This window comes from Mesorhizobium sp. M1406, from assembly GCF_040317555.1.
Classification (GTDB): domain Bacteria; phylum Pseudomonadota; class Alphaproteobacteria; order Rhizobiales; family Rhizobiaceae; genus Mesorhizobium.
In genome coordinates this window covers 1-11,777 of sequence record NZ_JAMYKW010000100.1, presented here as the reverse complement: position 1 = coordinate 11,777, position 11,777 = coordinate 1, and the positions used below count along the sequence as shown (strand labels likewise).

Here is an 11,777-nt window from a genome sequence, read left to right as displayed (position 1 = left end):
GCCTGTCAATTGGTGTCACATCGAGTGACTCAAATTCTATGATGGGTTAAATCTGGCGCTTCAGGTTTGCTGTCAGAGGCAATGCGGCTTGCGCTTCCAAGCAATTCCCGTCCTTGTGGAGTCGAATACGAGCGGAATCGAAACCGCCTCCCTGTGAGCGTTTATGGCACAGGGCGAAATTACAGGCGGCTCAATGCCGCTGGGCTACACCGATCCAGTCCAGCCGCGCAGCCGGCACCAGGCCGTAATTGTAGAAATTGATGCCATCGACACCAGGCGCCAGCGCCGGCTTCACCTTCGCCGCAAGGGTGTCAGGCCCGGTCATTTCCGGGTAGAACAGCCGATAGCCGGCACCGAGGAATCTTTCCGCGCCGAGGGCTGCCCGACCAGCCACCATCAGGCTCGCGACACTCGCCGCCTGCATGTCGTAGGCGCACAGGATCGCTCCGTCACAGACCTTGCCGAGCGCCGCGAGATCGCAGCCGCCAAGCCAGCCGTCCTTCAAATCGATGACGACGACGCGCGTCGCCGGGTCGGCCACCTCGCGTAATTCCGCAACCAGGCTGGTCACCGGCTCGAACCGCCACAGGAGATAGGCGTGGAGTTCCGGCCAGGGTCGGAACGTCTCGAGGCCGCTCACCGGAAAATCCGGAAAACGCCGTTGCGGCACCGCGTGCTCGCAGGTTTCGGCAATCCAATGCCTGACGAGTTTGCGCGCCGGCTCGCCATCAACTCCCGCGCTCGCCGCGCGCGCAAGGCAGGACGGGCAAAAGCACAGTGACAGCAGAAAATCGTCTTCCGGCGTCAGCCCGACGCCGTCCTTCTCGTGATGGTATTCATGGGCAAAACCCATGAAGGATGGGCTTTCGAGTTCGATCCTGTCTGGCCGGTAGCTGTGCGAGATGTCGGCGACGAGCGCACGGACATAGGCGCGCGCATCGGGATGCGACGGGCAGAGATTGTAGTAATTGGCATCGCCGAAAGCATTGCGGGTGACAGCCTGCGGATGAAGCATGCCGAGGCGGGTGTTGTGTAGGCAGACCGTCCAGCACGAAACGCCAAGCCCTCCGGCGTCGCGCCGGCGGATAAGGTTGCCAAGCACATCGCCACCCTCGGTGGTCACGTCAGCCACCTTGGGCTGGATGGCGAGGCTTCCCCAGCGCGCCGCGGTCGGCTTGAAATAGATGGTGCCGTCCTCGGGAAAATAGGCTTTGCGGCGCTGGCTGCGCGGCTGCAGGAAGCGGCCGGCATGATAAGAGGTCGCGAGGCTGATCATGTTGAGCCCAGCGCGCTCGATAAGATCGCGTTCGACCGTCTCAAGGCCGAGATCCTGGATGTCCCAGGGATAAGTCCACATGGACAGTTGCTGCATCGAATATCCTCAGTCCTGATCTTGATATCGGCGCCCGGCCTGGCACGGCTTCATGGTTAGCCCTCGACCGGCTCAGCGACCTGCATCAGGCAGTCACCCGCCTCGCACATCGTGTGGAGCCGCCGCGACAGCACGATGCCGCTTTCGGCGAAATGCAGCGCCTCCTCGGCAACATCGAGCCGTTCGAGATCGTGATACCAGCCGGCCAGTTGTCCGGCGCTGACACTGTCGCCTAGCCTGACGGCGGGCTCAAACCAGCCGCGGCGGGTGGCGTAGACGCCCTGGCTGTGCCGGGACAGCGACAGCAGCCGTGTCGGCGCCGACGGCGTTTCGCCCGCGCCAAGAATCGGTGCGTCGACCACACCCAGTGCTACCATCAGACTGTCGAGGGCACGGGCGGTGATCGCCATCGAATCGACGGTGGCGGTGCCGCCGCCACCGAACTCGCCGCTGACACCGATGGCTCCGGCCCGGCGCGCCGCACCCATCGAGGTCGGCGAAGCTTGGCCGTTGTCGGCGACGAACCCGTAGGGCATGCCGAGCGTGCGCATCAGTTCCACCCCGCGCCGATGGCGCTCGGGATCGGCATTGCGTTCGACCAGTGCGGTCGGCAAATGCTCCATAGATGTGCCGCCCGAATGGATGTCGAAGATGACGTCGTGGCGAGGGAACAATTCCGTCTCGAGGAAATTGGCGAGCCGGCTGGTCGGCGTGCCCGAGGGATCGCCTGGAAAGGCGCGGTTGAGATTGCCGCCGTCGAGCGGCGAGCAGCGTTTGGCGGCCATTACGGCCGGCGCATTGGCCATCGGCATGATGGTGATGCGGCCCTTGATCCGCTGCGGATCGAGCCGGCGCACCAGCTTTGCCAGCGACAGCTCGCCCTCATATTCGTCACCGTGATTGCCGGCCATCAAAAGCAGCGACGGCCCTTCGCCGTTGCGGATGAGACAGATCGGCAACGTGACCTGGAAATAGGGCGAACGGTCGATCGAGAACGGAATGCTGAGATGGCTCAGCGTCTTGCCGTCGCGGTCGAAGTCGAGCGTATGGCTGTGGCCAGTGTGCATTGTTCAGACCGCCGCGACCGCGGTGACCTCGATACGCAAATCCGGGTCGGCGAGACGCGCCTCGACGCAGGCGCGAGCCGGCAGGCGCGCAGGGTCGACCCAGGCGTCGTAAATGCCGTTCATGGCGTCGAAGTCGCCGATCTGCGGCAAGAAGATGTTGACCGCCACCAGCTTCGACTTGCTGCTGCCGGCCTCGACCAGCAGCGCCTCGACCTTGGCCAGCACGTCACTGGTCTGGCTCTCGATGCCTGCCTTGCGGTCGTCGGCCACCTGGCCGGCTATGTGCACGAGGCCGCCATAGACCACCGCCTGCGACATGCGCGAGCCGGACTGAAAATACTTGATCATATCGGATCCTTTCGAGGTTCTCTTTTTGGGGGATCTGGTCAGCCGAACCATGTGGGGAAAGCGTGGCGGACGTGGCCGGTCGCGTCGACGCCGAAGATCACGCGATAGCGGTCGAGGCAGGTGCAGGGATGCGAGATGCCGAATTCGACGACGTCGCCGACGGCTATGTCGTCGCTCGGCGCAATCGACAGGAAGGCATGCTGATCGTTGAGCTTTATAACCTCGGCGCGCGCTGCCGGCATGGGCAACGGCTTGCCGGCACGAAAGACGGTGAGCAGCGTTGGAAAGCCCTGGTCGAACGACACGTCGCGCATGCCCATCCCGCAGATGACGAGGCCGGGTTCCGGCCGCGACAGCACTTCGGCCCACAAGCGCAGCGCGGGCCGAAACGCATGTCGCGCTGAAGCGCTGATGCCGCCGATGGTAAAACCCTTGCGGGCATCGAGGGCGCCGAGCGATCGATCGTAAGTGCCATGGTCGTGGAAGAAGATAGCGCCGCTGCGCAGAACCAGCGTCGCATTGCTGTCGCTGAAAACCACCGGCGACAGTGCCGCGACCACCTTGTCGAAGAAGACCGAACCGCCAGCGGTGACGATTAGCGGCGCGTTGCCACCGACGCGGGCGCGCAGCCGCAGGAACATGTCGGCGATCATGGCCAGCAAAGCGGATATCGCCTCGTCGGTGCGGCCGGGCTCGGGCTGGGCCGCCGCCCCTTCATAGGTCGCAACGCCGGCGATCAGCAGTCGCCCGCCGGCAACCATGATCGCATCGGCGATGGCCTCGGCTTGCGCGGTCGTGCGGGCGCCCGCCCTGCCCGCGCCGAGTTCGACCAGAACGCGCAAGGGCGGCAGTGCCGCATTGGCGCTCCAAGCCTCGGCAAGCGCGTTCACGGCGTCAACCGAGTCGGCAAAGACGAAGAGCTCGGCGTTCGGCCAGGCACCGGCAAGCGCCGCCAGCCGGCTTGCGCCGCCCGATCCGCCGACTTCATTGGCGATGATCAGCCGTGTCAGGCCGGCCCTGAGCATCACTGTCGCTTGCCTGATATCGGCGACGGTGGTGCCCCAGGCTCCGGTCTCGACCAGCGACCGGGCAAGGTCGGGCGCCATCGGAGTCTTGGCATGCGGTGCGATCGCAACCCCCTGTTCACGCGCATAGCGCAGGAACAGGTCGCGGTTGGCGGCAAAGGCCGCCTCGTCGAGGGTCAGCACCGGCAGCGCCATGCGTCCCTCGGCTGGATGCCAGTGCTCGGCTGCGACAAGGCTGCTGTCCAGCCCGGAAGTGCCGGGAGGCACGCCGCGGATGCGGTCGTCGAGCAGAAAATTTTCGCGCACGCCAAGCGAGACTGGTGAGTTTTCAGTCATCCGATGCTAACCCTTTCGCCGTCGCAGAACCCTGCCGGGATCGATTGCCGATGCCGGTCACCGCATGAGAGAGACGCGTGCCAGAACCCTACTCCGGACCGATCATCGACGCCCATCATCATCTTTGGGATCTCGGCCTGGGACGGCATCCCTGGCTCGCCGACACGGCCGGCGAGCGCGGCGGCCTGGGCGCGCTTGGCCCGTTGCGCCAAGACTACCTTACGCAGGATTATGTGCGCGACGCCGGCAGGCACAATGTCGTCGCCACCGTGCATGTCGAAGCCGGCTGGGCGAGCGACGACTGCATCGGCGAGACGCGGTGGCTGGAGACACTCGACAAATCGCGGGGCGTCGCCGCGCGCTATGTCGTCCACGTGCCGCTCGCCGACCGCCAGGCGCGGGCCTTGATCGAGGCGCAGGCGGCCTTTGAACGTGTCGTCGGTGTGCGCGACATACTGAGTTGGGATCCGGACCCGCCCCGCCGCTTCGCGACCCGCGACGGCACCATGGACGATCCGGCTTGGCGCGCCGGCCTTGCCCTGCTTGGCCAATACAGGCTCGCCTTCGACCTGATGGTGTTTCCGCGCCAACTCGCCGACGCGGTGCGGCTTGCAGCCGCCTTCCCCGACCAGCAGTTCGTTCTCAATCACTGCGGCAGTCCGATCGATCGTGACGCCGAAGGAATGCGCAGATGGCGCGACGGTCTGCAGCTGTTGTCGGAGCACGACAACGTCGCCATCAAGATATCGGATCTGGTCGCCTACGATCACGACTGGACGCTCGACAGTTTGAAACCGGTCGTCCTGCATTGCATCGACTGTTTCGGCACCGGGCGCGCCATGTTCGGCAGCGACTTTCCGGTCGCCGGCCTGCATGCATCGTTCGACGACATATACGATGGCTTCAAAACCATAGCGGTGGACTTTTCCGCAGACGAACAGACGGCGCTGTTCTACGGCAACGCAAGGCGCATCTACCGGCTGGATGATGTGTCATCGGCGCGCCTGCTCCCGGCCTGAGAGAAGCAGCAGGCCCAGGATGAGCGAGCCGAACAGGATGCTGCGCCAACCGGGCGATGCGTTGACGACGGTGATCAGCGCGGTGATGGTGACCAGCAGGATGGCGCCCGGGATGGTGCCGGCATAGGTGCCGCGTCCGCCGAGGATCGAGGTGCCGCCGAGCACCACAGCGGCAATCGAGGCGAGCAGGTAGGGATCGCCGATCCCGACATAGCCTTGTCCGTTCATGCCGAGGACCAGCACGCCGGCAAGTCCCGAACAGAAGCCGCTGATGCCGTAGACCGTGAGTGTCGTGGATGTGACCGGAACCCCCGATAGTGCCGCGGCGAGTGGATTGGCGCCCATGGCGAAGATCCGGGCGCCGAGGGATGTCGCATGCATCGCCGTCAGCACGATGACGGAGACGACCACCCACAACAGCACGCCGGCCGGAATGCCGGCCGGCCGCGCATTGCCGAGCCAGTGCACCAGCGGGTTTTCAGCAGTCACCGCACTGCCGCCGGCGACGATGATCAGCAGACCTTGCAGGAATGTCGCCATGGCCAATGTCATGATCATCGGGTGGACGCGCAGCAGCGCGACGCCCAGCCCGTTGACCAGGCCGATTGCCGTCGTCAGTGCAAGAACGGCAAGGATGGCGGTGATGCCGGTCGGATCCGCCTGCCACGACAGCAGTGGCAGGCTGACTGCGCTGACCGTGACGATGGCCGCAACCGAAAGATCGATGCCGCCGGCGATCACCACGAAGGTCTGCCCCGCCGCAACCAGGCCGATGACGGCGCCGAGCTCGATCAGATAGCGCAAATGGCCGTAGGCGCCGAAGCCGCGCGAAACGAAGCTCGCCACGATCCAGACCGCAGCAACGATGGCAACGGTCAGGAACGGCCGGCTGCGCAGGACCGTCAAGGCGCGTCTGCCGCCCGCGCTTTCAGTCCATGCCGTCATTGCTGCACCTTGCGGAATTGCGGGATGGCGACCGCGCCGATGATGATGAGGCCCTGGGCGACATACTGGGTGACTGGCGTGAAGCCGAGGAAGAACATGACGCTGATCATCAGGCTGAGCAGCAGGCTGCCGGCAAGCGCGCCGCGCATAGTGCCCTGTCCGCCAAGGAAGCCGATGCCGCCGAGCACGGCGGCGGCAATCGAATTCAGCGTAAAGGCGGCACCGATGACCGGATCGCCCGAACCCGTTTGCGCGGCGACGAATAGGCCGGCGCCCGTGGAGAGCAGACCGCTGATCGCATAGGCCGCGATGCGCGCACCATCGACCGGCACGCCGGAGCGATAGGCGCCGACCGGATTCTCGCCGGCGGCATAGAGGCTCAAGCCGAGTGGCGTGGCGAGATAGAGTTTCCATAGCGCAGCGATGAGCAGCAGGAGCGCGAATGCCGCCGGCGTGTTGCCGGCAAGCAGATCGGACAGCCACGCTGGAATGGCGCCGCCAGGCCGCGGCAGGATGAGCAGCGCCGCACCACCGATGATGAAGGAACCGGCGAGCGTCACCACGATCGCCGGCAGGCGAAGCCGCACCACGATGAAGCCGGTCGTCGCCCCAATGCCGAGGCCGGTCAGCGCCACCGCGGCGGTGCCGCCGGCGACGCCCAGCGGCCCCGCCATCGTCGTCGCTGCGATGACCGCGCCCAGGCTGACCGTGGCGCCGATGGCCAGGCTGATGCCGCCGGTGAGCATCAGGATCGCCTGCGCCATGGCGACCAGCGCCAGCGGAAACCAGCTCTGGGTGAATTTGGCGAAGCCCGCGGCCGTGAAGAGGCCGGGAAAGAGGATGCCATAGGCGACGAGAAACGCCAGGACGACGGCGAACAGGCTGCGCACGCCGACATTGCGGCGCAACTGAACCGGCCAGTAGAGCGCGCCGGTCTGGTTTGCGGAGGAAGGTGTGTTCATGCCGCAACCTTCCGCTGTCCGGCGCCCATGGCGGCGGAGACGACGGCTTCCTCGCTGAGCGCCCCGCGCGCCAGCATGGCGACGATGCGGCCTTCGCGGACCACGGCGACACGGTCGCAAAGATGCACCAGTTCGGGCGTGTCGGAGCTGAGCAGCACGACCGCCTTGCCGGCAGCAGCGAAGTTGCGAAGCATATGATAGATTTCACGCTTGGTTTCGACGTCGACGCCGCGCGTCGGATCGTTGAGGAGAAGCACGAGCGGGTCGTGCGGCATCCATTTCGCCAGCGCCACCTTCTGCTGATTGCCGCCTGACAGGGCCTGCGCCGACCGGTCGAGGTCGCCCTTGATGCCGAGCTGGGCGGCAAGACCTCTGGCCGTCTCGCGCTCGGCGCGGCGGCTGCGCAGCTTCAGCGCCGGCACCCGCGCAAAGGCAGGCAGCATCATGTTGGTGATGATGGGATGGATCAGATGCAGGCCTTCACGCTTGCGGTCGGCCGGCACATAGGCCAGCCCGAGCGCGTTGGCCTTCGGCACGCCGCCTGGCAAACCTGAGGCACCGTTGACGGTCGCTGATGCCGTCCGCGCCGGAATGGCGCCGTAGAGGCCGAGCAGCAGATCTTCCTGGCCTTGCCCGACCAGGCCGCCGATGCCGAGCACCTCGCCTGTCCTGATATCGAGATCAACGTCACGCATCAGACCGGCTGAAAAATTGCGAACCGAGATGGCGTTGGCAGGCGAAGCTGAAGGCTGCCATTGCGGAAAGAGGTCACCCGGGTCGCGGCCGACCATCAGCCGCACCAGCCCGGCGGCATCGGTTCCTTCCAGGGTGCGATCCGCCGTGCAGGTGCCGTCCTTCAGAACGGTGACATGCTGGCATAGCGACATGATTTCGTTCAGCCGATGCGAGATGTAGAGGATGGCGATGCCCTCGCCGCGCAGCCGCTCCAGCAGATCGGTCAGGATTTTCGTTTCGGTTGCCGAGAGTGACGAGGTGGGTTCATCAAGAATGAGCACGCGCGGCCGGCGGTAAAGTGCCTTGGCGATCTCCACCATCTGCCGGCGGCCGAGCGACAGATGTCCGACCGGCGTCGACAGTGGTTCGTGAAGGCCGACGAGGTCGCACGCGGCCTTGGCCCGGGCGGCGAGTTCGGGGTAGTCGACCAGGCCGAACCGGCGTGGATAGGCGCCAAGGCCAATGTTTTCGGCGATGGAAAGGCTGGCCGTCAGGCTGAGTTCCTGCTGGACGACGGCGATCCCGGCCTGTCGCGCAATGGCGGGAGTCATGCGTGAGACCGCGCGTCCATCGACCTCGATCGTCCCGCTATCCGGACGCAAGGCGCCGGACAAAAGGTTGATCAAGGTCGACTTTCCGGCACCGTTCTCGCCGAGCAGCGCATGCACGCGGCCCGGCTGGAGAGCGATGGAAACGTCGCGCAGGACGGGGTTGCCGAAGAAAGACTTCGACACCCCCCGCGCGGCAAGAAGCGGAGCCGTGATCTGCAATTTATGCGGCCTTTCCGGCTTACTTTTGAGCCAGCAGCTTCTTGAACAGTTCCTCATCGTAAGGCGAATAGATATAACCGTCAGCCGGGAAATCCTTCGCCCGGGCGAGATATTCGTCGATGTTGGAATTGTCGATCACCGGCAGCGGGATCTTGACGAAAGCCGGCACATCCGTGCCTTCCAGCGCCTGGACGGCGGTGTAGGTGGCGAAGGCGCCGAGCCAGTTCGGCTGCATCGTCGCCCAGCTCTTCAGGCTTTTTTCCTTCCAGAGTTCGAGGAACTGACGGGCGTTCTCGCCGGTGATCGGCACCTGTTCGCGGCCCTGCTTGTCTAGGGCGAGCACGGCACCGGCCGACAGCGCGCCGCCGAGCGACAAGATGCCGTCGATCTCGGGGTTGGCGAAGAGCAGACTGGTTACGGCTTCCTGGGCAGGGGCGACATTGTAAGGCGTGTTGGTCTCGGCAAGGACCGTCACGTCGGGATGAGCCTTGAGCTCGGCGTCGGCGCCTTTGCGCCTGTCGTCGCTGACCGAGACGCCGGCCGGGCCGTTGAGGATCAGAATCTTGCCCTTGCCGCCGATGGCGTCGATCAGGAACTTGGCCGCCTGGTCGCCCCATTGGGAAGAATCGGTATTGACCTTGGCCGTCACCTGATCGGTATCGACGAGGCTGTCGAAGTTGATGATGGCGATGCCCTTGGCGCAGGCGTCGGCCAGCACACGGGTCGGCGCCGTCGACGAGCCGGCAATCAGGATGATGGCATCGGCGTTGGAATCGATCATCGACTGGATCTGCTGGATCTGGACGTTGGCATCGCCCTGGGCGTCGGTCACGACGAGCTTGTCGACAAGACCCTGCTTCTTCAGGGTCTCGACTTCGGCTTCGATCGTACCTTGCGTCTGTTTCATCCAGGTCGGCACGGAATAGATGTTGGCCCAGCCGATCGTGTACGGCGCCTTGCGGTCGCCCTTGATGCAGTTGGCGGCGGCGTTGGCCTGCGAACCGGCGCCGAGGCTCAGCACGAGACCGAGGCAAAGGGCGCTGGCGGATGCGAAAAACGATGATTTCATCATGACTGTTCCCTTCAGAGGTTGTGGCTCGACGTGCGGAATCGGGACGAGGAAACCCGTCGGTTGCCGAGCTCGGAAACCGCCTGTTCTCGTCGGGACTTTCTGCGTCAGGCTCGTTAGTTTGTCTGGTATTTCAGACATCCTGTCTGTATATCAGACAAATGGGATGCTAGACCGAGCCTTGACATCTTTCAAGCGTCTTGGGACGAGCACCGAAATGATTCTTGAATGGACGCGGCTGAGATGAGCGACGGGGCTACTGATCTGATCGAAAAGGCAGCCGGCGCGGAGCCGCGCAGTGGCGAACGACGACGCGGCATCGACCGCGTGATCATGCTGCTCGAGGCTTTGCTGCGGCACCGCGCGCCGATGCGCGTCGGCGACATGGCCAAGATGATCGGCGCACCGCGTTCGACCACCTACGAAATCGTCAACAGCCTGCTTGACGCCGAAATGCTCGAAAACGTCGGCAGTGAAGGCTACGTCTATTTCGGGCGCGCGATGCATCTGTTCGGCTGGGCCTATTCGCATCACAACGCCCACTACCGGCGCATCATCGAGACCCTGGACAGGCTGGCCGCGGAGACAGGCGAGACGGTGCAGCTGTGCGGTTTACGCGGCAACAAATATATCGTTCTGGATTGCCGGGACTCGCCCGGCCCGTTCCGGATTTCAAGCGATGTCGGGGTCGAGGTGCCGATCCCGTGGACGGCATCGGGACGACTGCTGCTCGGCCACATGAACGAGGATGAGCTGAGTGACTTCATCCCCGCCGCCGACTACAGGCTTCCCGACGGCCGCATCATTGCGCCAGCCGAGTTCTTCGCCGATGTCGCCACGGCGCGCCGCCAAGGTTACAGCGAGACCGCCGCGCTGGCCGACCGTTTCACCTGGTGCATGGCCGCGCCGATCCAGGACGGCCATGGCGCCATCAACAGAACCTTGTGTTTCGTGTTGCCTGTCGACACGCCTGAAGCGCGGCGCAGCGACCTGCTTGCGCTGTTGCGCGAGCGCGCCCGCGGATTGTCGCTGGCGGGAGGCTGACGATCAGCCGTCGCGCGTCTGGTCTTTCATGTGCTCGCGGCTGCCAGGGGCCTCACATCTCAGCGTGAGTTTCCGTCACAAGCCTATCGAACACCGGCTTCAGAAGCTTGGCTCTCGCTTTCGCTGCGGCAGTCGCGATAGAGTCTTCAATAGAAGTCTCAACAGCAATCGTTGGTATGAAAGGGGCATCGAGACTGCGGTCGACTGTCCGTTGGATGATAACCTCATCATCCGCCGCCTAACACCGGCATTCTTCGTCGCGACGAAGCTGGAGGCATATCTCGGCAGAGGTGGGAACGATCTGCTCTCCGGCCGGGATGCCGAGGACCTACTTTTGATCATCGACGGCCGGGAAGAGTTGGTCGCTGAACTCGGAGCCGCTAACACACGAGGTCCGCACCTACATCGGCGGCCAGTTCAAAGCTCCACTTGAAGCACCAGATTTCGATGACTTTCTGCAGGGCAATATCAGAGGGCCGCAGGGCCGGGTCGAGATCGTGCGCGAGCGCTTTATCGCAATAAGCCAGTATGCCAATGGTGGCTGAGGGCCGGCACCAACGCATACAAATGGCCGCTTCCCTGTCCAGCCCGGAGACATAGGTAACAGTTTGTACCTAAGACATGGGTGACAACCTCGTGCCGAACGGGTTGTCGATGGTCTGCAAGGTCCTCTGTTCCAAGTCGATATATCCGAGATCGTAATGCATGAAGCTGACGAGCCAAATGCCGTCGTCGACTTCGGTGATTCCGAGCCTCTGGCCGGCGAGCACGGTGGAGACGTTGATCTTCTTCCTGTGCATGCAGATGCGGCCGCAGGCGGTGACCAGGATGTCGCGGTCGTGGAAGGGGTATTCCAGTTCCGGCAAGCCCTGATAGGCTCTTGAGGACTCGGGATCGAGCTTCATGGCCGGCCATCTGCTTGCGCCACGCCCAGCTGTGACGGAGCCACGCCGAACGCTTCCGCGACTACCTCCTTCACCGATGACCCCACTGCGCTCTGGCTAGAGCGGGATGATTTTAGGTTCGGTCATAGCCGGCCTCGAGGAAGTAATTTCGGCATTCGTTTGAAGTGACAATTTCGAGGG

Annotated in this window: 10 protein-coding genes and 1 pseudogene; 2 read left to right on the top strand and 9 right to left on the bottom strand. The window is 64.2% G+C overall.

Going from position 1 to position 11,777, the window contains the following annotated elements; all coding sequences use genetic code 11:
* Positions 1 to 190: 190 nt before the first annotated feature.
* Genes NKH03_RS32910 through NKH03_RS32895 form a run of 4 tightly spaced genes read right to left on the bottom strand, consistent with a single transcriptional unit; the run spans position 191 to position 4,148 of the window.
* Positions 191 to 1,372, bottom strand: coding sequence for a hypothetical protein (locus NKH03_RS32910; protein ID WP_352973047.1), 1,182 nt, complete (start codon positions 1,370 to 1,372; stop codon positions 191 to 193).
* 56 nt (positions 1,373 to 1,428) lie between these two features.
* Positions 1,429 to 2,439 carry a succinylglutamate desuccinylase/aspartoacylase family protein gene (locus NKH03_RS32905; RefSeq protein WP_352973045.1) on the bottom strand — a complete coding sequence of 337 codons (1,011 nt, stop codon included), beginning with the start codon at positions 2,437 to 2,439 and terminating at the stop codon, positions 1,429 to 1,431.
* A gap of 3 nt (positions 2,440 to 2,442) precedes the next feature.
* Positions 2,443 to 2,787: a RidA family protein gene (locus tag NKH03_RS32900; RefSeq protein WP_352871328.1), complete on the bottom strand. Its 345-nt coding sequence runs from the start codon at positions 2,785 to 2,787 to the stop codon at positions 2,443 to 2,445.
* A 38-nt stretch (positions 2,788 to 2,825) separates the two neighbouring features.
* A complete protein-coding gene (locus NKH03_RS32895) occupies positions 2,826 to 4,148 on the bottom strand; it encodes an alanine racemase (protein ID WP_352973043.1) in 1,323 nt (440 codons plus the stop codon).
* A gap of 77 nt (positions 4,149 to 4,225) precedes the next feature.
* Here NKH03_RS32895 and NKH03_RS32890 point away from each other — a divergent pair, with 77 nt between their 5' ends.
* A complete protein-coding gene (locus tag NKH03_RS32890) occupies positions 4,226 to 5,167 on the top strand; it encodes an amidohydrolase family protein (protein WP_352973041.1) in 942 nt (313 codons plus the stop codon).
* Here the strand turns inward: NKH03_RS32890 and NKH03_RS32885 are convergent.
* From NKH03_RS32885 to NKH03_RS32870, 4 genes are read right to left on the bottom strand one after another with little or no spacing between them, the layout of a single operon-like run.
* Entirely contained in the window at positions 5,141 to 6,112 is a 972-nt protein-coding gene (locus tag NKH03_RS32885; protein ID WP_352973039.1) for an ABC transporter permease, read from the bottom strand. The genes NKH03_RS32890 and NKH03_RS32885 overlap by 27 nt on opposite strands.
* Positions 6,109 to 7,074, bottom strand: a complete 966-nt coding sequence (locus tag NKH03_RS32880; protein ID WP_352973037.1) for an ABC transporter permease — start codon at positions 7,072 to 7,074, stop codon at positions 6,109 to 6,111. Before NKH03_RS32880 ends, NKH03_RS32885 begins: the two co-directional genes overlap by 4 nt.
* Entirely contained in the window at positions 7,071 to 8,579 is a 1,509-nt protein-coding gene (locus NKH03_RS32875; protein ID WP_352973035.1) for a sugar ABC transporter ATP-binding protein, read from the bottom strand. The genes NKH03_RS32880 and NKH03_RS32875 overlap by 4 nt, the downstream gene beginning before the upstream one ends.
* Before the next feature lie 19 nt (positions 8,580 to 8,598).
* A complete protein-coding gene (locus NKH03_RS32870; protein ID WP_352973033.1) occupies positions 8,599 to 9,651 on the bottom strand; it encodes a substrate-binding domain-containing protein in 1,053 nt (350 codons plus the stop codon).
* 240 nt (positions 9,652 to 9,891) lie between these two features.
* Here NKH03_RS32870 and NKH03_RS32865 point away from each other — a divergent pair, with 240 nt between their 5' ends.
* Positions 9,892 to 10,692, top strand: a complete 801-nt coding sequence (locus NKH03_RS32865; protein WP_352973031.1) for an IclR family transcriptional regulator — start codon at positions 9,892 to 9,894, stop codon at positions 10,690 to 10,692.
* 614 nt (positions 10,693 to 11,306) lie between these two features.
* Here the strand turns inward: NKH03_RS32865 and NKH03_RS32860 are convergent.
* A pseudogene (locus tag NKH03_RS32860) lies at positions 11,307 to 11,579 on the bottom strand (IS481 family transposase); the annotation flags it as partial.
* Positions 11,580 to 11,777: the final 198 nt, after the last annotated feature.